The organism is Psychrobacter sp. CMS30 (assembly GCF_904846565.1).
Classification (GTDB): domain Bacteria; phylum Pseudomonadota; class Gammaproteobacteria; order Pseudomonadales; family Moraxellaceae; genus Psychrobacter; species Psychrobacter maritimus.
In genome coordinates, this window is record NZ_CAJHBF010000004.1 from 57,662 (window position 1) to 79,124 (window position 21,463).

Genomic DNA, 21,463 nt, shown 5'->3' on the forward strand with positions numbered 1-21,463 from the left:
GAGACCATTCTTCTAAAGGCTGTTTTTCATAGCACATGTACTTTTGAGCATTACTCGTTTAAACCTTACTCGTTAACAAATGCAATCTTACTTAGCCCCGCTTGACTGGCAGCCGCCAATACTTGCGCCACGGTATCATACTTACCTTCTTTATCAGCACGCAGCTGGATAGACGGATCCTTACCGCTCGCCGACTGCGCTTGCAGACGCGCTGCTAACGCTTCCATACTGATTGGCTCATCATCCCAAAATAGACCCGCATCTTTATCAATGCTAATTTGAATGGCTTCTGGCGGCGCTTGGTTTAGCTCAGCACTGGTCTTTGGTAAATCTAAGGGTACGGTTGGGTTTAGCACCGTCGCCGTCAATAAAAAGATAATCATCAATACCAGCATGATATCGATAAGCGGAATAAGGTTCATCTCATTCATGCTTTGAACGTCATCATCACCCAATTGAAATGCCATAATTATTCTCAATATTGTTAATTAGGAATCTTTGCCGCTAGTGCTTCCAACTGATTTTCGCGTTGCTTTTTTTAAACTGCTTTAGCTTAGCGCTTTATTGTTAAACAATCATGACAGCTGCGATGGCGCTGACTTACGATAAGGTTCAGATGACTGAACGGCTTTTTGCTCAGAGCTCATACTTTTGGTTGATGGTGTTTGATTGGCGCTAGACGTACTGTATGCTGTTGATTGCTGAACTGATGGTTGCTGAGAAGCCGCAATGTCGGCAGATTGCGCCAATAAATCATGCGCTCTATCATTGGCATGGTACATCACGCGGCGATTGATACGCACTGCAAGGTTATAAAACACCACCGCTGGAATGGCAACAGCGATACCCAAACCCGTCATAATAAGGGCTTCACCGACTGGCCCTGCTACTTGCCCTAGTCCCGCTTGCCCACTGACGCCAATATTATGCAGCGCATGAAAAATACCCCACACCGTGCCAAACAATCCGATAAATGGCGCAATGGCTGCCGTCGTACCAAGGATAGGCAGTCCGCGCTCACTGGCAAAACGGTAGCGACCGATATGCTTAAGTAAGGTCTGCTCAATCACCAAACGCCGTGTCGCGCCATCCGTATCAATCAAACGTGCCTGCTTGCTATGAATCTGCGCACTCAAATCATCGGCGACACTAGCGGCCAGTTTGCGACTTTGCAGTATGCGAATGATACCGGTCACCCAAGAGACGATAGATAAGGCAAGGAGCAAGAAAAATAAGGTTCTGGTCACCATATCGCTATATTGCCAGTAGGTCGTAAAGTCCATATCAGACTCCTTAAAGTGGGATGTCATTACTTGTTATTTTATAATTATCGATAACAGTTGGCGGCAATAATGTGTGCCACTTAGATACCGCGATGGCTGTTTTTTGGATCTCTATGGAACCGCATAAGCGATAGGCAAGGTCACATTACCAACCACTGGCACACCGTTTTTGCTAAAGGGTTTAAATTTACCGGAGCGTACCTGACGCTGCGCCTCTTTATCGACCAGTGAATTTCCTGATGATTGGGCAATTCGCACGCTATCGATACCGCCTTGTTTATTGACCCTTAGTATTAATATCACATTGAGCGTATCGCCTGAACGGGCTCGCTTAGCGGCACGCTCAGGGAAGCTAAAGTTTGGCGCTGATGCCCAATTGGCATTGCTGGCGGTAAAATTGACAGGCTCATTACTGGCCGCCGCAGCTTTGGCGTCAGCATCTGCTTTTGCTCGAGCAGCGGTCTCTGCTTCTCTTTCAGCCTTTGCCTGTGCTGCTTTTTGAGCGGCCTCTTTTGCAGTCTTTGCATCTGCAGCAGCTTGTGCCTCGCGGGCAGCTTTGGCGTCTGCAACTGCCCTAACGTGAGCGTCTTGAGCGGCTTTTTCCGCTTGTGCCGCTATTATCTTACGTTGCTCATCGGCCATCGATGTATCTATTTTAGGGGATTCTTTTTTAATAACGTCAGGCCTTTTGTTTTCTACTTTAGCAACAGGTTCAATATCAGCCGTTTTGCTCTTTATCTCTGTTGGCTTTGCTGTCACCACTTTAGCCTTCGGTTCTGCTATTGGTTTTTGTTGCGGCTGCGATTTAGGCGGTTCTATTCGCTCAGGCTTTACTTTTGGCTGAGGCTTTTGCTGAGCGGCTGGTTGCCCCGCTTCTACCTCAAGCTCGGTATTTGGAGCAGGCAATGAGACGAACTCTATCTCGATAGGCGGCGTTTCTTTTACTGGCTCAACTTTAGGCTCAGACGGTTTTATCGTCACCAAAGCAACGGCCGTGAGCACATGTAATCCCACCACAACGATAATAGCGATAAGTATGGCTCTCAGTGGTGGCGCGTCTAAATCCGTTGAACTCATAACACCCAAACATTTAACCGTCATAGAATGGCGTCGATAATAATGCAAACGATAATTATTATCAATAGTAAATTTCCAATATCTTTAGTCTAATCTCTCATATTCTAGAAAATTCGGGTCAGCAAAACCCAATCTAAATAATCACTGACACCTGATGACGTAAGCATTTTATAAGATTAGGATAGTAAAAATTGTCAACGTTAATAAAAACCATTATCATTGTTATTGATAATAAGTCTCAATTACTTTATCATGATGGCTGTTTTATGATACTTATATAAGCAATTTATAGAAGCAACTTATCATAAAAAACCAATTATAAAGCAACGATAGAAAACAGCCTTGATAAGTTACCCTTATAAGTTGATTCATTATTTAGCAGTTTTTATTTAAAATTTTTACTATAAGACTGCCCAACCCTTTGATAAACCGAGTTATTTATGCCTACTACTTTATGCTCAAACCACAACGCTAACCCACTTTTTAAGCGTCCTTTATTAGCTGCCATGATGACAGCGCTGATTGCCAGCATTGGCATGGCGGGTTGTAGTTCGCCTGAATCCAATGACTCTGAGCCAGCAGATGCCAAGACTGAGAACCAAACGGCTGACAAATCCTCGAACGTTGCCAATAATGACAATGTTTCTGTGGCGACTATTGCCGTCGATACGACAAAAGGTAAGGTCGCCTTGGCAATGAATCCGTCACCATTGGTCGTCTATGACATGACCTTGATGCAAGATTTAGCCGCGCTTGATGTGGCGGTCGATGGTATGCCAAGTGGTCTACATTTAGACAATTTACACTCAAAAACTCAGCCTGAACCAAAAGCCGTCGGTACGGTATTTGAGCCAGACCTTGAAGCCTTGAACGCTATGCAGCCACAAGCTATCTTGGTCGGCTCACGGATGGCAGAAAAATATGATGCGCTCTCTAGCATCGCGCCAACGCTTGATATGACCATTGATACGGCAAATATTTATGAGTCGAGCAAGCAACGCCTGCATGATTTGGGTGCATTGTTTGGTAAAAGTGCTCAGGCAGCGAAACTACAAGGCAATATTGATGGTCTTATCGCTAACACTAAAACCCTAACCAAAGATAAAGGCAAAGGCTTAGTGGTGATGGTGAATGGCAATAAGCTGTCAGCCTATGGTGATAAATCACGCTATGGTTTTATTCATACGGTATTAGATATTCCGATGGCTGATGAGCAAATTGCCGACGCACGTCACGGTCAGCCAGTATCTTTTGAGTATCTACAAAAAACCAATCCAGACTGGCTATTCGTTGTCGATCGCAGTGCGGCAATTGGTGAAGACGGCGCTGGTGCAAAAGCGGTATTGGACAATCCATTGGTCGCCCAAACCAATGCATGGAGTAAAGGACAAGTGGTTTACCTCAGCCCAGACTCTTACCTAGCATTTGGTGGCTACTATCAATGGATGCAGGACTTGACCACGATTAAAGATGCTTTTGCGAGCGCAAAATAAACGCAATTACTGTTCGAGCAACCGTTACTGATTGCATATTTAATCATTCATTTCTAAGCCAGTAGACGTTATGTCGTTATTTTCCAATCGCGCTCATGCCAGTGTCAAAGCCAGTCCTGCTTTGCCAGCTGCACCATCAAGTTGGCAAAAAAAGAACCGCAGTGACTTGAGTCCTAACCATCAACGTGCCGCCATACCACCGTGGTTAATCAACACGGGTAGCCTCATTATAATGGGGTTTTTGGTGCTGCTAAGTCTATCAATTGGAGTGGCGGATTTTTCGTGGTCAGGTATCTTGCACAGCATTATCAATCATAGCGCCAACTCAGATAGCTCACTGCTATTGGTCAGCCGTATACCGCGTACCATTGCCATTATTTTGACGGGCATCGCTATGGCAGTTGCTGGGATGATTATTCAAGTGGTGCTTAAAAACCGCTTCGTTGAGCCATCGATGGTTGGGGCGACTCAAAGTGCGGCATTGGGATTATTGGTCGTCAGCTTACTGTTTCCTGCGAGTGCGCTGCTTATTAAAATGGGCGTCGCGACCATTACTGCAATGTTTGGCATGATGCTATTTATGCTGCTTATTCACCGTATTCCGCCGACTGATTTTTTAATGATTCCGTTAATTGGTATTGTCTTTGGCGGCATTATTGAGGCGGTGACGACCTTTATCGCTTATCAAACTGAGTCATTGCAAATGCTCAGCGTTTGGCAGTTTGGTGACTTCTCGGCTGTATTAGCGGGGCGTTATGAGCTGTTATGGCTGACAGGTGGACTGTGCGTACTGGCTTATATCATCGCCGACAAGCTGACCATCGTCGGGCTGGGCGATAATATAGCGCTGAACCTAGGAATTAGCAAACGCCAAGTCACGTGGCTTGGCGTCGGTATGGTGGCAATGATGAGCGCTGTAGTCGTCGTAACGGTTGGTATGATTCCCTTTATTGGTTTGGTCGTACCCAATATCGTCAGCCGTCTGATGGGTGATAAATTACGCCGTAGCTTGCCAGCTGTCGCACTACTAGGTGCTTCAGCGGTACTGCTTTGCGATATCATCGGGCGCTCTATTCGTTATCCATTTGAAGTGCCAGTGGCTACTGTGTTTGGTGTGGTCGGTACGGTGCTGTTTTTATGGCTGTTATTACGTGCGCCTGCTGAGCAATAAGTATTTATTGACGAGCACTTATTAACGCTTCTGACTCTTCTTTTAATTTTATCGTCCTGTTGTCTGCTTAGATAAGCTTGGCGTTGTTACTATTAAAGGTAGCATAGTAGGATTTACGTATGTTCTCATCGTCTAAGCATAACTTTATAAATGACAACTCTGCCAAGACTGGCTCGGCAAAAAAGAGTGTTGTAGAAAATGGTACTTTAGAAAATAACAGCTACGCTAATACTTCTATACAGAATCGCTTGGCACAATTTTGGGCATTTATCGCCAACCATCCAAAATCAATTGCCACCATTATCTTATTGATATCAATGACGCTATTCTTGACGCTCAATGTCAATGGCTATTGGGATTTCGCCCTGCCGTTACGTGCTAAGAAATTACTGGCACTTATGGTGGTCGGCTATGCGATTGGCGTGTCGACCTTACTGTTTCAAACCCTAACGCACAACCCTATTCTAACGCCATCACTGTTGGGTTTTGACTCGCTATATGTCTTGCTACAAAGCTTATTGGTGTTCTTTTTGGGCGCGATGAGCTTTACCAGCATCAATCCTATTGCCAAATTCACCCTTGAAATTATCCTGATGTTTGGCGCGTCCCTACTGTTGTTTCAAGTTCTATTCTCAAAAAGCAGTCAGGATTTGACGCGGTTGATACTGGTGGGTGTTATTTTTGGGGTGTTGTTTCGCAGCTTATCGGCGCTGATTGCGCGCCTGATTAATCCTGATGATTTTGTCGTCGTACAGTCTGCCAGTTACGCGCAATTTAATACAGTCAATCCACAGCTACTGGGTATCAGCCTTTTTATTTGTGTCATTAGCGCTGTGTTTATCTGGCGCTGGCGTTATCAGTGCGACGTATTGATGCTTGGCTAATCACAAGCGATTAACTTGGGTATTAACTATCAACGCCTAGCCTTTGGACTGTTAACGGTCATCGCAGTATTGGTCGCCACAGCAACCGCATTGGTCGGTCCGGTAACCTTTTTTGGCTTACTAGTCTGCGCTTTAACCAATCGCATCGCGCGGCACATGTATCATAGCGAACGCCTGATATTGGTCAGTTTAGTAGCGATGATTTGCTTGGTACTCGGTCAGACGGTATTTGAGCAAGTATTGGGCATGGCAGGGGTACTGTCGGTAGTGATTGAATTGGCAGGCGGCTTGGTATTCTTAATACTAATTTTTATGACCCAGCGCCGTTAATTATGGCTCAGTAAGACTGTACGAATCAAAAAAATTTTAGCGACAAGATATATAAATACATACGGATGCTAGTGGAATAAGTTTTTGCAGCCTCTGTCTGCATCGGCACGGCAAGCGAAAAAACTTATTCCAGTAGCGTTATAGCGTTTTTAAATCGGACCAACTGTATGATTAAACTCGATAATATCTCCCACCATATTGGCAAACAACAAATCCTGCATGACATTACCTTGTCTTTACCCCCCTCACAAGTGATTGCTTTAATTGGCCCCAATGGCGCAGGTAAATCGACCTTATTTTCGGTGATGGCACGCTTGCAACCGCTACAGTCAGGACAGGTAAGTTTTGCTGTAGATAATGAGGAACGTGATATTGTCAGCTGCCATGCGCGAACCTTGTCTAAGACAGTAGCCATGCTTGGACAAGACAATCAAGTACAAGGGCGATTGCGCGTGCATGAGCTGCTGATGTTTGGCCGCTATCCCTATCATCAAGGGCAGCCAACGGCGAACGATGAGCAAAAAGTGCAGGATATTATTAAATGCTTTGAGCTAGAACCATTAGCCGAACGCTTCTTATCAACATTGTCTGGTGGTCAGCGGCAGCGCGTACTGATTGCAATGATTGTCTGCCAAGATACGCCGTATTTATTACTTGATGAGCCGCTAAATAATTTAGACATGTACCATGCTGGTCGCCTGATGCGTGAGCTATGCGAGCTGAGTCATAGCCAGCAAAAAACGGTGGTGATTGTCCTACATGATATCAATCAAGCGGCGCAATTCGCCGATACCGTGGTCACGATGAAAGCAGGTCAGGTAATGGCAGTTGGTAAACCTGCCGATGTCATCACCCAAGAGACAATGAAGGATTTATATAATGTTGATGTGACGGTATTAAATCATCAAGGTCGGCCAGTAATTATAGATACGGTTTAAAGGTATAAACATCAGTTTTATCTCAATTTTTGCAAAACCTTCAAACGTTGCTGCCTGCCTTTGGCCCATAAATACACACCCGTACCGGATAATACCGCCACCGCTAATCCAATCAAGGCTAAGAATATTTGATAGGCCAAATGACTGACGCCGTGACTGATATGTCCCATATGCAGCGTCGATAACCATTGATCGGTTTTACTGCCAAATGCGCTTTGATAACCAAAGTTAACGCGCACAACGCTACCGGTTGCTGCATCCACTGTGATAGATGAAGCACCACCGTGAGTGCCGATATCTTTGTCGGTTTTAAAGCGCATCTGCAATTGATTGTCCTCTGCTACCCAGCGTATGCCCAATAATTGCTTTACGATTACTCCATTATTTTGCGCGGCAATATTCGCCCGCTTGCTAACATACTCAATACCATTGGTCTTATTGACAATATCAGCAGTTGCGTTGATAACTGGCATAACATTTGGCAGAACTTGCGCGCCCGATTTATCTGGTTTATATGACTTACCTTTTTCTTTTTCTTTGCCTTCTTTGCCTTTTTTGCCTTCTCTGCTTTCAAGTCCGACCACCACTTGCATCACCGGCTGATAAACTTGCTGCAAATTAAAACCGACACTCGACCACGCAATGACAAATAGCATCAGCCACAACCATAAACCAAAGGCGTAATGCACATCATAATTGAGCTTAAAGGTGTTGGTTTTGCGGCGGATTTTCCATGCCGGTAGCCAGCGTTTTAATACAGAAGCGCGTTTTTTAACTGTTTTTCGATGCGCCGCATGACCCTTCTTCACGGTACGTGGCAAGGTTAAATAAAAGCCAATAAGGCAATTAACCGTCCATAGCAGTGCAATCACGCCTAATAGTAACTTACCGATATCGCCAAGCAATAAATCACGGTGTAGCCAAAACACCTTCCACATAGTATTGCGCCACGCCCATTCATCTTTATCACGCGTCCCTAATATATCGCCATTATAAGGATTTACATAAACCTCTTGAAACGGCGCTTTTGGCTGATTCTTACTGGCCTTATCGCGGACTCTATCTACCGAAAATACCGTAGATTTATCCGCTGCTACTGAAGTTGGCATACTAGAAAAACTGTATTTTGGATAGGCGCTAATTACCTTATCATGCAGTATTGCAATGGGTAATGGCGGCGTATTTTGCTTATCGATGTGAGCCAATTTATGATTAAACGTAGCATCTAGCTCGTCATGGAATGCCAATAGCGCGCCAGTGAAACCCGCCATGATTAAAAACCCTGCCATCACAAGCCCCGTATAACGGTGAATCCAAAGACAAATACGGCGCAGATTAAATGAAAAGGAGGACAATGAAAACGAGGTCATAAGTGCTGACTCTTTATAAATGTAGATAGTTAATCGTGATACAGTCAAAGTCGAAGCTGAGCACAATTTCCAAAAAAAGGGCGATAAAAAAGCCAGCTCTTTTTTATAGAAAGCTGGCTTTTTTGCACATAAAAAATAAATGCAGGCTTAAAACTGATAGGTTAATGAAGCTTTGATATTACGACCCGGCTCAAAGTCGGTGCGTAAAGTACCATCGTCAGGGCGTGGCGCCACGATACGTGAAGCATGACTAGCATAGGTTTCGTCAAATATATTGTAGACCCCAACCGTCGCTTTTAAACCGTCTACTTGTTTTGGCGAATAACTCATAAAAATATCATGGACGTCATAGCTCGGTTTTTCGATATCATCACCACCCGTATTTGGCGTCACTGAGGCAACATAGGTACTGCGCCAGCCAAGCTCGGTGGTATCCGTTGGCTCATAAGCCAAATTGACCATATATTTATCGCCAGAATCAGAGCTGCTACCTGTCACTGAAGAAATACTATGACCACTGTCTTCACCTTTACTACGGGCATGAGCGTAGCTTAAACTCATACTAAAGTTATCCATCTTATAGTCGGCGGCAAGCTCAACACCTTTAATTTTATAGTCTTCGTCTTTATTAATCGCACCTTGGCAGCTACCGCCTAACTGACCTGTCGTACAATCTAAACCAATACGACTACCGCCAGAACGTACAAATTCAATATAGTTTTCGATATTGGTTTCAAAGTATTTCGCACTTAATTGCAGCGCGTCATCAGTAGTGGTCAAACCACGTAAGGTGCTGACAACACCAACCTCTGCGTTATCGCCTTCTTCTGCTTTCAAATCATTGTTAACAAAGGTTCCAGCACCATCTTGGTTAAAAATCGCTTGGCTTAAATCTGGGCCGTTAAATAACTGCGTATAACTGGCAAATAATTGCGTACGCGGGGCAATCTCATAGCTAGCGGCCAAGCCACCGACGACATTATTATAAGTTTTACCACCAGCGACGAACTCTGGAGATTCATAACGGTCATAGCGTACGCCCGGCGTTAGGCTAAACTTGCCCATTTGCCATTGGTCTTCTAGATAAACTGAGGTATTTTTTGCCTCATCGTTACCCGTCTTAGCAGCGTCACGTGCCATTTCAGACTCTTTTTTGTAATGCTCAACGCCAACAATCAGCTTATGCGTCCCTGTGATGCCATCGACGATACTGTTATCAATCACACTGGTATTCTGAATTTTACCGCCTGTTGTTTTAACGCCTGCTTCCCAGTCATAACCAGGATTTACCGTATAGTCGGTATCCCTTGAAATCCGAGTTTTGGTTTGATAAATATTGCTATCGATATCAATCAATTTATTAACGGGATTGTAAGTATAGTCTAGCCCATACGTATCGCGTTTTACTTCCTGCGGTAGTATCTCATTCCAGCTACCCACGCCTGGACTGGCAGGGAAATCGGGGCGTAATGGGAATCTCCCTTCGTTTTCCGTACTGCTAAAGCTGGCGCCTACATGATGGTCATCGCCGATATAGACACCGGCTTTTAATAGAATATTCTCACCCTTGCTGTCTTCAGTTTGAATTTTACGGCCTTCACCGTCTTCACCCGCCTCGGCATCACGCTTCCCATAATAGGCAAGCAAATCCACGTTCTCAGTTGGCGCGGCAAATACTGTCGCTGATGTCAGTAACTCATCATTATTGCTGGCATAACCTGTATGAAGCTTGGCACCTATCTTTTGACCAGATTTGAGTAAATCTGCGGCATCAACGGTTTTAAATGCCACTGCGCCGCCAAGCGCATCATTACCGAGCGTCACGGAGTTGTTACCCACCGAGACGTCTGCTTGTTTTAGCAAGTCAGGGTCAATCGTCAAATCGCCCATATGATAAAACATCTTGCCCTGTTGGCGCGCGCCATCAATCGTGACTTTTAAATTGGTATCATCAAGACCACGGATGCGCACACGCTGATTGACTGATGAGGTGCCGCCGACGGTGACACCGGGTACCACGTTTAATACATCACTTAAATGGTTTGCCTGCGCGGCGGGCGTATAGTCTTCAATATAAACGCCATCCTCTTGTACCCTTTCACGTGCTGAGCTATTAGCAGTCACGGTGATGGTTTGTAAGGTAGTACTAGGCATTTCCTCTGCCGCCATTGCCATCTGTGACCATAAAACGGCTGAAACCGCCATGGATAAGACCGTTAATTGATTAGAAAACGTTGCTGACTTAACTTCACGCATAACACACTCACTTTACTTACTATTAGGATTGAAGGAATTAAGAGCCACTTTTGAGAATTTATTTAAGAATTTTTTTATAAAGCTTATAAGCACTTTGCTCTACAACGACTGCTCTACTACTGCGCTAAAAAAATCTGTATCACCTATAAACTTATAATACTTATTAACATACAACGCGTATTGCGAATCACATCGGTAATGTTAATGATAATGATTAGCATTTAAATTATGACAGGCATAATAACGAAGTATTAACAATTTGGCAATAAATAATGTGAAAAATTCACCTCAGTGATTAGGTTGTAAATGTAAGCAGGCAATAAAGACTTGCTATCCATTCCCTATAAACAATTGATAATCTCAGGGTTTTTAGCCAGAGAGCTTGGACTGTGCGCTTTTAATAAATAATGATTGCGATATAAATAAATCTACGAGTATGAAAAAAAACGTTGCAATAGCAGAGCCTTTCACTATACCCTTAGATAGCTGACCAATTAGTCAGGTTTTTATTACAATGATTGGCAATCTTGATAAATAATGGTTAGGTATGATTATTTATTAGCACAAGGATAAGTGCGATTTTCTGTCGGCGATTGGCTTTTGAATAGATAAGCAATATGAATTGCTCTAGCGATGACATTATTTTTGTCGACTCTAGGTAGTTATGATATTGCTGAGTAAATGCCGCAGAGATTGGACTAAAAGTCACTTCAGGAGGAAGCCAAGATGAGTGAGCACACTCAAGGGAACCGCGATTTATTATATGGTTTGCACGATCGCCCCGCCCCTGCAAAAGCCTTTTTAGGCGCAACCCAACACGTACTCGCGAGCTTTGTCGGTATCATTACGCCATCACTAATTATAGGCGGCGTACTAGGTTTAGGAGAACACATCCCCTACCTCATCAGTATGTCTTTGATGGTATCAGGGGTTGCGACCTTTATTCAGACCCATAAAGTTGGACCCGTAGGCTCTGGATTGATGGCACTACAGGGTACCAGTTTTGGGTTTTTAGCGGCGGTATTGGCAGCAGGTTTTGTGGTAAAAAACAAAGGCGGTAGTCCAGAGGAAATTCTCTCTGTGATTTTTGGGGTCTCGTTTCTCGGAGCATTCGTCGAGATTTTCTTAAGCCAATTTATTACCAAGCTTAAATCCTTGATGAGCCCTATCGTGACGGGTTGCGTGATTGTCACTATCGGACTTTCATTGACTAAAGTAGGTCTGACCGATTTGGCAGGCGGCGTCGGAGCAGAGAACTTTGGAAGTATGCAAAACCTATTGCTCGGTGGTGGTGTACTGGTCAGCGTGGTGTTAATCAGTATTATTGACAATAAAGTTATTCGCTCAAGTGCCATCTTTATTGGGTTAATGCTAGGCTTGATTGCCGCGATGTTTATGGGACGCATTGACTTCTCATTGGTCGCTGAAGCCCCTATCTTTACCCTACCTGTTCCTTTTAAATTCGGCTTTGGCTTTGAGTGGCAAGCGTTTATCCCTATTGCTTTTATGTATATTATTACCAGTATTGAAACCTCAGGGGATTTGACGGCGACCTCGATGATTTCAGGCGAACCCATTAAAGGCCCGTTATATGAGAAACGTATTAAAGGTGGGGTGTTAGGTGACGGGGTTAACTCGCTGATAGCGGCGGTGTCCAATACCTTCCCGGTGACGACCTTTAGCCAAAATAATGGTGTCATTCAGATGACCGGCATTGCTAGCCGATATGTCGGCTTTTATGTAGGTGCTATCTTATTTACCATGGGCATGTTCCCTATCCTCGGCGCAATTTTTACGCAATTGCCAAAGCCAGTCGTTGGCGGTGTAACGCTGCTGATGTTTGCCACCGTTGCCACTGCTGGTATTCGTATCCTATCGACAGTTGAGTTTACCCACCGTAATATTTTAATCATTGCAACGTCACTAGGCTTATCAATGGGTGTGGCCTTTGTGCCGGATGTATTCGCCCAAACGCCCCAGTTATTCCGCAATATCTTTGGTTCTGCGGTGACGATGTCAGGTATCGTTGCTATCGCTCTCGATATGATTTTGCCAAAAAATTACGGTGTCGAGTTTGATGAGCCAGAGCAACATGCTGAAGAAAAGCTAACGCCTGTTCGTGAAATGTCTGAGAGCGCCATTGAAGGTCAGATATTATAGTTGTCATAACAGATGTTCTAGTTGTCATAACAGATATCATAATTGTTATAAAATGCCATTGAGCGCACTGAGAGATTTTTTCTGCTTTTCAATCATTACCTTAACGATAAAGTCATCATAACGCTTTATCGTTAAGGCGATTTTCTGTACGTACTTTTTTATTTTGAATGGACTATATAAGATATTAAAGCCCGCAACCACGCAAAATAAAGGGCACTAAAAAATCAGCAGCACGCGCTTCATCTTGCTTATCGTATTTATCCTTACCCATTAAACCGACGATTTCTGTCTCAAACTCGGCATAGCGTTGCGTCGTGGCCCAAATCAAAATTAATAATTGTAATGGATCACTAACACCAATCTTGCCTTGTTCATACCAAGTTTTCATAACCTGCGCTTTATCAACTGCCCATTCTTGCATCGTCGTTGACATAAAGTCGTGCAAGTGCGGTGCTCCGCCAATGACTTCAAGTGCAAACAGCTTATGTTGGTTTGAGTGCGCAAATGCTTGATGCAGTTTCGTGCGCACAAATTTTTCGATCACTTCTTTAGGGTCACTCTCGACTGTCATGGTCACCAAGCCCTCATTCCACTCTTGGATGATAGAGTGCAGTACCGATAGGTAGAGATTCTTTTTATTTTTAAAATAGTAATGAATATTGGCTTTTGGCAGCTCAGCTCTGTCAGCAATACCTTGCATCGTCGCACCGCGAAAGCCTTGTAACACGAACTCTTCTTCTGCGGCTGCTAAAATGACAGCTTGATTGTGCGCGCGAATGTCTTGCTGATTGCGCTGGACATTTTGCTCTACAAGCACTTCTGAGCTCTCTGGTGTATTAACTTCGTTATTGTGCGCCGTGTCTTTTCCAGTTGTAACACTTTTAGTCGTATCTTTTGTAGTTATAACACTTTTAATTGTATCGCTGGTGGCCATGATTAGTAACGCCTGTAATGATGTTCAATGAGTGGCGATGCGCCAATGTAGGTTTATATTTTAATAAAGCGTAAGGCTTATGGCCTAATTTTTATTAAATATATCTCACTAAAATAAATTATTTGCATAAAGTAGTTGACCAAATGGTCAGGTTTAAGGAGAATGGTTAATATTAAAGCAATTACTGATTGATGCATACCCATTTAGCATGAGATTTTTCATCAATAGATACTAATCAATAGATATTAGCATGCCGCTATGCATCAATATCAGCTTATTCAGCCCTATGGATTGGGGACAAAGGAAAAGGATGCCACTGTGAAATTATCGCTACCACAATTTAACCACCTATCGCCAGCCGACGCGACCTCACTTCTATTGACCTGTTGCACCAGTACAGCGTGGGCAACAGAATTAGTCAGTAATCGTCCTTTCACTGATATAGATAACTTACTTACTCATAGTGACAACGCGTGGCAACAAGCACAATCCAACGAGGCCAATTTACTCGAGGCCTTTGACGGCCACCCGCAAATCGGCAACGTCGACTCACTAAAAGAAAAATACCGCAACACTCAAGACAGTGCCGCGCATGAGCAATCAGGCGCAAATAATGCCGAGGATGAGGTGATTGCCGCCTTGGCGCAAGGCAATCAAGATTATCTGGATAAATTCGGCTTTATCTTTATCGTGTTTGCGACTGGCAAGAGCGCGCAGCAAATGCTGGATTTACTGTTAGCGCGTTTGCCAAACGATCGCGCTACCGAGCTGGTTAATGCCGCTGCTGAGCAAAATAAAATTACCCGTTTACGCTTACAAAAACTGCTGGGCACCGCTTAATGTAAACTCTTTAATTTAAACGTTGCCTTACTGGTTCACTATATAAAAGGAATTATCATGTCAGGTACTCTCTCATCCCATATCTTAGATACCCATCTTGGCAAACCTGCCGCTGACATAGCGGTGACGCTACACCGCGTAAGCGCAAGCGGCAAGGCATCACTATTAGCCAATGGCATCACCAACGCTGATGGACGCGTGACACCAGACAGCTGGTCATTTAACCCAACTATTGATATTGCTGAATATCACTTAGATGTTGGTCGTTATACCTTAACGTTTGATACCCAAGCTTACTTTGATACACAAAACCTCACGGCTTTTTATCCGCAAGTAGTCATCGATTTTATGATAAGTGATAACGGTCACTATCATGTACCGCTGCTACTTAGCGCGCATGGCTATAGCACCTATCGCGGCTCGTAAAGGTATTACGCTATCGTTTAAAAGCACACTGGATGAAAGAACATTGGACAAAAGGACACTTGCCACATGGGCGCATATCTTCTCGATTGGGTAGCTTTATTTTTTCGCTGGTTTCACGTTATCGCTGGGATTGCATGGATTGGCGCGTCTTTCTATTTTGTTTGGTTGGATTTAAGCTTGCGAAAACCGCCACAGTGGAAAGCCGATAAAGGTATTTCGGGCGACTTATGGGCAGTACACGGTGGCGGCTTTTATGAGATTGCCAAATACAAGCTTGAACCTGAAGAGATGCCAAAGACCCTGCACTGGTTTAAATGGGAAGCTTATACCACGTGGCTGACTGGTATGGCGATGCTTGCTATCGTCTATTATGCCAATGCAACAGCTTACTTGATTGATCCCAGTAAAGTCGCTTTTGGTAGCAGTATCGGTGCTATATCAACCAGCTTATTATTCTTATTCGGTAGCTACTTTATTTATGAGGTGATTGTTCGCAGTCACTTAGGTAAAAACTCGTTTATTTTTAGCACCATTATTTTTATCTTACTAGTCATTGCTTGTTGGGGTTCTTATCAGTTATTCAGTGACCGAGCCTCATTCATCCATATCGGTGCCATCTTAGGTACGGTAATGGCCGGTAACGTCTTCTTTGGTATCATGCCAGCTCAGCGTGCGCTTGTAGATTGTGTGCGGCGCGGCGAAAAGCCGGGTAAAGAAGTCGCCGACTTAGCATTACAAGCAAAAAACCGCTCATTGATGAACAACTACTTTACCTTACCGCTCATCTTTACCATGATTAGCAACCACTATCCGATGATGTATTCTCATGCACACGGCTGGTTGGTATTGGTTTACGTCGGCATCATCACGGCGATTGTTCGCCATTACTTTAATCAAAAGCATTTAGACAATCATAAGCCGCGCTATTTGGTTATCCCTGCTGTTTTAACCGTTTTATTGATTATTTGGATGCGCCCAGAACCAATTGAGCCGTTACCTGCTGCTAGTTCCCCAGTAGCTACCGCGCCTGCAGCGAATGACAGCACGCCACCAACGGCTGGCGATGACGTAGCAAGTAACGCTGTTAATTCTGATGGCAGTTCTAATGCCAGCTCTGATGTTAAGTCTAATGAAAACGTTACCGCCGCAGCCGTTCCAGTGACGGCCTCAGCTGACGATGCCATCATGAATGTTGTGCACACGCGCTGTAGTACTTGTCATGCCGCGCAGCCAACTCAGCAAGGATTTGCAGCGCCGCCAGCAGGTATTATTATCCAAACACCGTCAGATATGAAAATCCATAAAGACAAAATCATTACGGCAGTACAAACAGGCTATATGCCACTCGGCAATCTGACTCAATTGACTGATGCAGAACGCCAACAAATCGTTGCTTATACCTCAGGTTTGTAGCTTTAAATGTTAGTAGCTAAGTAGCTATTCAGCAAGGCTCACCCTTGTTTTGCTTTAGTTGCTTTAGTTGCTTTAGTTTATTTAAAATATTTAGGATATATTTACAATGAATAAAAAAATAACCAGTGATTTTAATCACGATACCTATGCACGCGACCTAAAAGGCTATGCAGGCAATCCACCGCAAGCTAATTGGCCGGGTGGTGCAAAAATTGCTGTGCAGTTCGTTCTCAATATCGAAGAAGGTGCTGAGAACAGCGTTATTCATGGAGATGCAGAATCAGAACGTTTTTTGTCCGATATCTTAGGCACACCCTCATTTAATAACCGTCATCAGTCTATCGAATCGGCTTTTGAGTATGGTAGCCGTGTCGGTGTGTGGCGGGTGCTTGATGTGTTTAAAGACTATGACCTGCCTATTACTACCTTTACTTGTGCTGCTGCTGCTGAAAAAACGCCGCATATTATTGAGCGCGTCTTAGAGGACGGTCACGAAGTCGCCAGTCACGGACTGCGCTGGATTACCTATCAATATATGTACCGTGAGACCGAGCGCGAGCATGTGCGCCGCGCTACTGAAATCTTTGAACGTATGCTTGGTGGGCAGCCGCTAGGTTGGTACACAGGTCGTGATAGTCCCAACACCCGTGAGCTGGTCGCCGAGCAAGGTGGCTATATTTATGATTCCGACTCTTACGCTGATGAGCTGCCTTACTGGCTTAATGTTAAGGTAGAAGACGGTAATAAAATCGCTCGTAAGCCGCATCTGGTTATTCCCTATAGCCTTGAAACCAATGACATGCGCTTTTCATCAAGCCCTGGATTCACTCATGCCGAACCCTTTTATCAGTATCTAAAAGACAGCTTTGACACGCTTTATGAAGAAGGTCAGCACACGCCAAAAATGCTGACCATCGGTTTGCATTGTCGTATCATTGGCCGCGCTGGTCGCATCACCGCGCTTAAAAAGTTTCTAAAATATATTACTAGTAAGCCCGATGTTTGGGTCTGTCGCCGCGATGAGATTGCCAAGCACTGGTATGAAAACCATCCCGCCACGGCTGATAATACCGCTGACTGGATGTAATCTTAAATTCAGATGCTAAGTTCAGATACTAAGTTCAGATACTAAGTTCAGATGCTAAGTTCAGATGCTAAGTTCAGATGCTAAGTTCAGATGCTAAGTTCAGATGCTAAGTTCAGATGCTAAGTTCAGATGCTAAGTTCAGATGCTAAGTTCAGATGCTAAGTTCAGATAATAAGTTCAGATAATAAGTTCAGATAATAAGTTCAGATAATAAGTTCAGATAATAAGTTCAGACACCAGTTTATCGCGGCACAAAACCATTAAGGATTATTAACCATGTCAACAAAAAGCACTTATTATGCCCCAACTGGCGGCTTGCCTCCGCAAACACAGTTACTATCCGATCGCGCTATTTTCACCGAAGCGTATGCGATTATCCCCAAACGTGTACTAACCGACATTGTTATTAGCTACCTGCCGTTTTGGGAAGGCATGCGCATGTGGGTGATTGCCCGTCCTTTAAGCGGTTTTGCAGAAACCTTCTCACAATACATCGTTGAAGTCGCACCAAATGGCGGCTCTCAAAAGCCAGAGCTGGATACCACAGCAGAAGCCGTATTATTTGTCGTTGAAGGTGCAATGGATATTACTATTGAAGGCGAAGCGCATCATCTTGAAGCGGGTGGCTATGTATTTTTACCACCGGCATGTAAGTGGACGCTGAAAAACAATAGCGACAAGCACGTTAAGTTCCATTGGATACGCAAAGCTTATCAGTTCGTAGACGGTATTGATGCGCCCGAACCTTTTGTCACCAGCGATCACGATGTTGCAGCGATTGAGATGCCCGGTACTAATGGTGTCTGGGCAACCACCAGATTCACCGAGCAATCAGATATGCGTCACGATATGCATGTGAATATAGTCACTTTCCAACCCGGTGGCGTGATTCCATTTGATGAAACGCATGTTATGGAACATGGTTTGTATGTGCTAGAAGGTAAAGCGGTATATCACTTAAACGGTGAATGGGTAGAAGTCGAGGCGGGTGATTTTATGTGGCTGCGCGCATTTTGCCCACAATCTTGATACGCCGGCGGACCCGGTCCATTTAGATACTTACTATATAAAGACGTGAATAGACATATGCCATTTATTCGCCCAGAACGATAAGCCATCCGGAATAATAAATAGTATAAAAGCATAATCGTTAATGCGAGTACGGGTCTAGGGTAAACTTACTGCTACTGCCAATTAAACGACCCTATCAATTAACTCACGTTACTAACTCAACTAACGTTATTAACCCTTATTAAGGTGAATTCATGAGTACTACAATCATAGCCAAACCTTTGACTAAAGCTGAGTTTGCGCCCTATGGTAAGGTTATTGAGCCGTATGATAAAGACGAAGAAACGCCTGAAAATTGTTATGAGATTAACAATGGCTACGCCAAGCGTCATCATGCTATCGCCGAGTCTAAGCTCGATGGTGGCAGTGTTGGTATGAGTATTTTCTGTGCCAAAAAGCGCGAATTTCCTATTGCCTTATCAGTGATGGAATATCACCCGTTTGGTACTCAGGCTTTCTTTTCGATGAATGGTCAGGATTATATTGTCGTGGTTGCGCCTAAAGGCGAGCCGCCACAGTCTGCTGATGATTTGAAAGTATTTTATGCCAAATCGCATCAAGGTGTGCAATATGACGCCTATGTCTGGCATCATCCGCTGCTTGCACTTGGTTGTGACTCTGACTTTTTAGTGATTGACCGTATCAATGGCGAAGGCAATAACTGCTATGAGCTTGATATCAATGATTGGCAAGTACAAATTGAACTTGCAGAATAGACCAGCCAGCTAATGGCGATTAGTTGGCTTGTTATGCTTAATAGCTCAGATTTAACAAATGATACTTGTGCAATAAAAAACATTATATCGATTACTGTCGAAACATTAAGTCAGATTACTTGTTTTTCTTGTACTACTGTACTAGAATACTGAAACAAGATATTATTTGCCCGACTATTATAAAGATTAAATACTATGAGCACTAACCCATACCACAGTTTATTAACTCATCTCGCAAATTGCAGTGACAGTACCGCTATAGAGCTATTATTCAGTGCACTATTAACCGATAAAGAGCAGCAAGAAATCGCCAATCGTATCCGTATTTTTGACTTGCTTGAGCGCGGTGTGACCCAGCGTGAGATATCTGAGCAACTCGGTGTTGGTATCGCCACTGTTTCGCGCGGCGCTAAAGCCATGCAAGTGCATGATGTGAGCGCTTTATTAAAGACTCATAGAGAAAATACATCTATAGAAAGCACACCTATAAAAGACGCTTAATTCATCAAAAAGCACGATTTCTTTTTGCCTGATTTTTATCTGATAAATCATTGAACTATTTTGGACCTTGTTATGACCTCTGCTACTTCCAAGCCTAATCAACCTGCTGCTATTGATATTCCTAGTAAGCCACAGCGCATTAAACTCACGCAAGATATCGATTTTTTCGCATTATTTAAACGTATTGAGCGCGCTTTTGAGACCTGTTATTTACTCGAATCATTGGGTGAAGACGGTCATATGGCGCGCCATCATGCCATTGGTTTTGACCCGGTTATGACCATTGCCGCTATCGACCGTACAACTTTAGCGATTACTGACAATAAAACCGCTGAAACCAGTCATTATCAAACGGACAATCCTTACGAGCTATTGCGTAAAATTACCCCACAGCACGTTATTGCTCGCGACCAAAGCGGTGGACTGGTCGGTTATTTAGGCTATGACAGTGTCAATTTCTTTGAGCCAAGTCTCAATGCTAAAGCCAGTGACGACTTTGAACCCTTTAAATTTGGTGTCTATTTAGATGGTCTGACGCTTGATAAGATGACCGGTGAGATTTTCTATTTCTACTATCCAACCACGCAGCAAGACAATCGTATCGAGCAAATCAAAGCTTTACTAGATGCGCCCATTCCAAATTATGAGCCGCCCACCGTTGAGTTTTTGGGTGATGGTATGAGCCAAGAAGAGCATGCTAAAGTCGTCATGCAAGTCAAAGAAGACATCATCTCTGGGCGGATCTTTCAGTGTGAGGTTGGCTTTAAGTCCAAATACCGCATTGTAGGCGACAAGATGCCGATTTATGAAAAGCTGCGCGCGGTCAATCCATCACCGCATATGTACTTTATGAAATTTGCTCAGCAATGCATCATTGGCGCCTCCCCTGAGCTACTGTTTCGCTTACGTCAAGGTGAGATGGAAACCTATCCACTGGCAGGCACCGCTAAGCGCGGCGTCGATATCGCAGAAGACCGTAAGCTTGCCCGTGCTTTGCTAAACGATGCCAAAGAGATAGCCGAGCACAATATGCTCGTGGATTTGCACCGTAACGATATCGGGCGCGTTGCGCGTTTTGGTACGGTAAAAGTACGTAGCCTAATGGACATCAAACGCTTCTCCCACGTCCAACATATCTCCTCTGAAATCGTCGGTATTTTGCATCCTGATGAGGATATGTTTAGCGCCCTTGCTAGCAACTTCCCTGCTGGGACATTGTCAGGCGCACCAAAGGTCGAAGCAATCAAAGTCATTAATGAGCTAGAGCCCGATGGTCGCGGTGCTTATGGTGGCGCGCTTGGGTCATTTAACTTTAATGGCGATTGTATCTTTGCTATTCCTATTCGCAGTCTATTTATCAACGGTGAGTCGGCTTATGCGCAAACCTGCGGCGGCAATGTTTACGACTCCAATCCTGCTGATGAATACTTAGAAATTCAGCGTAAGCTTTCTGCCATGAAAGTGGTCTTAGACAGCTTTATGACAGCCTAAACTCCCTATATTTCAGCAAAGA

At 44.1% G+C, this 21,463-nt stretch carries 18 protein-coding genes and 1 pseudogene; 13 read left to right on the forward strand and 6 right to left on the reverse strand.

The genetic code is table 11. From position 1 onward, the window contains the following. Positions 1-65: 65 nt before the first annotated feature. The 3 genes from JMX94_RS03190 to JMX94_RS03200 all read right to left on the reverse strand — a co-directional run bounded on the left by JMX94_RS03190 (position 66) and on the right by JMX94_RS03200 (position 2,360). The gene (locus tag JMX94_RS03190) at positions 66-467 is read right to left on the reverse strand and encodes a biopolymer transporter ExbD (protein WP_201563135.1); all 402 of its coding nucleotides are present in this window, start codon (positions 465-467) and stop codon (positions 66-68) included. Positions 468-575: 108 nt separating this feature from the next. Then, positions 576-1,283 (reverse strand): MotA/TolQ/ExbB proton channel family protein, encoded by a 708-nt coding sequence (locus JMX94_RS03195; protein WP_201563137.1) that lies wholly within the window; start codon positions 1,281-1,283, stop codon positions 576-578. Positions 1,284-1,394: 111 nt separating this feature from the next. Beyond that, complete coding sequence (locus tag JMX94_RS03200) at positions 1,395-2,360, reverse strand: TonB family protein (RefSeq protein ID WP_201563139.1); 966 nt, start codon at positions 2,358-2,360, stop codon at positions 1,395-1,397. Between the two features lie 440 nt (positions 2,361-2,800). On the opposite strand from JMX94_RS03200, the gene JMX94_RS03205 reads away from it, so the two are divergent. From JMX94_RS03205 to JMX94_RS03220, 4 genes and pseudogenes are all read left to right on the forward strand, one after another. Beyond that, a complete protein-coding gene (locus JMX94_RS03205; protein WP_201563141.1) occupies positions 2,801-3,853 on the forward strand; it encodes a siderophore ABC transporter substrate-binding protein in 1,053 nt (350 codons plus the stop codon). A gap of 70 nt (positions 3,854-3,923) precedes the next feature. Then, complete coding sequence (locus JMX94_RS03210; RefSeq protein ID WP_201563143.1) at positions 3,924-5,024, forward strand: ABC transporter permease; 1,101 nt, start codon at positions 3,924-3,926, stop codon at positions 5,022-5,024. Positions 5,025-5,341: 317 nt separating this feature from the next. Further along, positions 5,342-6,238: pseudogene (locus JMX94_RS03215) on the forward strand (iron chelate uptake ABC transporter family permease subunit). Between the two features lie 167 nt (positions 6,239-6,405). Beyond that, the gene (locus JMX94_RS03220) at positions 6,406-7,176 is read left to right on the forward strand and encodes an ABC transporter ATP-binding protein (RefSeq protein WP_201563145.1); all 771 of its coding nucleotides are present in this window, start codon (positions 6,406-6,408) and stop codon (positions 7,174-7,176) included. A gap of 17 nt (positions 7,177-7,193) precedes the next feature. Here the strand turns inward: JMX94_RS03220 and JMX94_RS03225 are convergent, their stop codons facing one another. Together JMX94_RS03225 and JMX94_RS03230 are read right to left on the reverse strand one after the other, a co-directional pair. After that, positions 7,194-8,546 carry a PepSY domain-containing protein gene (locus JMX94_RS03225; RefSeq protein WP_201563147.1) on the reverse strand — a complete coding sequence of 451 codons (1,353 nt, stop codon included), beginning with the start codon at positions 8,544-8,546 and terminating at the stop codon, positions 7,194-7,196. A 147-nt stretch (positions 8,547-8,693) separates the two neighbouring features. Further along, on the reverse strand, positions 8,694-10,802 hold the full coding sequence (locus JMX94_RS03230; RefSeq protein WP_201563149.1) for a TonB-dependent receptor domain-containing protein: 2,109 nt from the start codon (positions 10,800-10,802) through the stop codon (positions 8,694-8,696). A 726-nt stretch (positions 10,803-11,528) separates the two neighbouring features. On the opposite strand from JMX94_RS03230, the gene JMX94_RS03235 reads away from it, so the two are divergent. Continuing rightward, a complete protein-coding gene (locus JMX94_RS03235) occupies positions 11,529-12,962 on the forward strand; it encodes a nucleobase:cation symporter-2 family protein (protein ID WP_201563151.1) in 1,434 nt (477 codons plus the stop codon). Between the two features lie 184 nt (positions 12,963-13,146). Here the strand turns inward: JMX94_RS03235 and JMX94_RS03240 are convergent, their stop codons facing one another. Beyond that, the gene (locus tag JMX94_RS03240; RefSeq protein WP_201563153.1) at positions 13,147-13,896 is read right to left on the reverse strand and encodes a TetR/AcrR family transcriptional regulator; all 750 of its coding nucleotides are present in this window, start codon (positions 13,894-13,896) and stop codon (positions 13,147-13,149) included. 318 nt (positions 13,897-14,214) lie between these two features. On the opposite strand from JMX94_RS03240, the gene uraD reads away from it, so the two are divergent. The 8 genes from uraD to JMX94_RS03280 all read left to right on the forward strand — a co-directional run bounded on the left by uraD (position 14,215) and on the right by JMX94_RS03280 (position 21,441). Next, positions 14,215-14,736 (forward strand): 2-oxo-4-hydroxy-4-carboxy-5-ureidoimidazoline decarboxylase, encoded by a 522-nt coding sequence (gene uraD / locus JMX94_RS03245; RefSeq protein ID WP_201563155.1) that lies wholly within the window; start codon positions 14,215-14,217, stop codon positions 14,734-14,736. Between the two features lie 57 nt (positions 14,737-14,793). Then, the gene (uraH, locus tag JMX94_RS03250; RefSeq protein WP_201563157.1) at positions 14,794-15,162 is read left to right on the forward strand and encodes a hydroxyisourate hydrolase; all 369 of its coding nucleotides are present in this window, start codon (positions 14,794-14,796) and stop codon (positions 15,160-15,162) included. A 66-nt stretch (positions 15,163-15,228) separates the two neighbouring features. Then, complete coding sequence (locus JMX94_RS03255) at positions 15,229-16,575, forward strand: urate hydroxylase PuuD (protein ID WP_201563159.1); 1,347 nt, start codon at positions 15,229-15,231, stop codon at positions 16,573-16,575. A 106-nt stretch (positions 16,576-16,681) separates the two neighbouring features. Beyond that, positions 16,682-17,662, forward strand: a complete 981-nt coding sequence (puuE, locus tag JMX94_RS03260) for an allantoinase PuuE (protein ID WP_201563160.1) — start codon at positions 16,682-16,684, stop codon at positions 17,660-17,662. 276 nt (positions 17,663-17,938) lie between these two features. Further along, positions 17,939-18,691, forward strand: coding sequence for a bifunctional allantoicase/(S)-ureidoglycine aminohydrolase (locus tag JMX94_RS03265; protein ID WP_265088931.1), 753 nt, complete (start codon positions 17,939-17,941; stop codon positions 18,689-18,691). A gap of 236 nt (positions 18,692-18,927) precedes the next feature. Continuing rightward, complete coding sequence (locus JMX94_RS03270; protein ID WP_201563162.1) at positions 18,928-19,449, forward strand: ureidoglycolate lyase; 522 nt, start codon at positions 18,928-18,930, stop codon at positions 19,447-19,449. 195 nt (positions 19,450-19,644) lie between these two features. Continuing rightward, the gene (locus JMX94_RS03275) at positions 19,645-19,950 is read left to right on the forward strand and encodes a Trp family transcriptional regulator (RefSeq protein WP_201563164.1); all 306 of its coding nucleotides are present in this window, start codon (positions 19,645-19,647) and stop codon (positions 19,948-19,950) included. Between the two features lie 72 nt (positions 19,951-20,022). Beyond that, positions 20,023-21,441, forward strand: coding sequence for an anthranilate synthase component I family protein (locus tag JMX94_RS03280; protein ID WP_201563166.1), 1,419 nt, complete (start codon positions 20,023-20,025; stop codon positions 21,439-21,441). Positions 21,442-21,463 lie beyond the last annotated feature (22 nt).

What these genes read in the sequence shown, in the direction of transcription:
- JMX94_RS03205 (WP_201563141.1), top strand. Translation starts at nt 2,801, where the DNA reads ATGCCTACTACTTTATGCTCAAACCACAACGCTAACCCACTTTTTAAG.
- JMX94_RS03195 (WP_201563137.1), bottom strand. Translation starts at nt 1,283, where the DNA reads ATGGACTTTACGACCTACTGGCAATATAGCGATATGGTGACCAGAACC.
- uraH (WP_201563157.1), top strand. Translation starts at nt 14,794, where the DNA reads ATGTCAGGTACTCTCTCATCCCATATCTTAGATACCCATCTTGGCAAA.
- JMX94_RS03225 (WP_201563147.1), bottom strand. Translation starts at nt 8,546, where the DNA reads ATGACCTCGTTTTCATTGTCCTCCTTTTCATTTAATCTGCGCCGTATT.
- puuE (WP_201563160.1), top strand. Translation starts at nt 16,682, where the DNA reads ATGAATAAAAAAATAACCAGTGATTTTAATCACGATACCTATGCACGC.
- JMX94_RS03240 (WP_201563153.1), bottom strand. Translation starts at nt 13,896, where the DNA reads ATGGCCACCAGCGATACAATTAAAAGTGTTATAACTACAAAAGATACG.
- JMX94_RS03235 (WP_201563151.1), top strand. Translation starts at nt 11,529, where the DNA reads ATGAGTGAGCACACTCAAGGGAACCGCGATTTATTATATGGTTTGCAC.
- JMX94_RS03200 (WP_201563139.1), bottom strand. Translation starts at nt 2,360, where the DNA reads ATGAGTTCAACGGATTTAGACGCGCCACCACTGAGAGCCATACTTATC.
- JMX94_RS03230 (WP_201563149.1), bottom strand. Translation starts at nt 10,802, where the DNA reads ATGCGTGAAGTTAAGTCAGCAACGTTTTCTAATCAATTAACGGTCTTA.
- JMX94_RS03255 (WP_201563159.1), top strand. Translation starts at nt 15,229, where the DNA reads ATGGGCGCATATCTTCTCGATTGGGTAGCTTTATTTTTTCGCTGGTTT.
- JMX94_RS03265 (WP_265088931.1), top strand. Translation starts at nt 17,939, where the DNA reads ATGTCAACAAAAAGCACTTATTATGCCCCAACTGGCGGCTTGCCTCCG.
- JMX94_RS03220 (WP_201563145.1), top strand. Translation starts at nt 6,406, where the DNA reads ATGATTAAACTCGATAATATCTCCCACCATATTGGCAAACAACAAATC.
- JMX94_RS03280 (WP_201563166.1), top strand. Translation starts at nt 20,023, where the DNA reads ATGACCTCTGCTACTTCCAAGCCTAATCAACCTGCTGCTATTGATATT.
- JMX94_RS03210 (WP_201563143.1), top strand. Translation starts at nt 3,924, where the DNA reads ATGTCGTTATTTTCCAATCGCGCTCATGCCAGTGTCAAAGCCAGTCCT.
- JMX94_RS03270 (WP_201563162.1), top strand. Translation starts at nt 18,928, where the DNA reads ATGAGTACTACAATCATAGCCAAACCTTTGACTAAAGCTGAGTTTGCG.
- JMX94_RS03190 (WP_201563135.1), bottom strand. Translation starts at nt 467, where the DNA reads ATGGCATTTCAATTGGGTGATGATGACGTTCAAAGCATGAATGAGATG.
- JMX94_RS03275 (WP_201563164.1), top strand. Translation starts at nt 19,645, where the DNA reads ATGAGCACTAACCCATACCACAGTTTATTAACTCATCTCGCAAATTGC.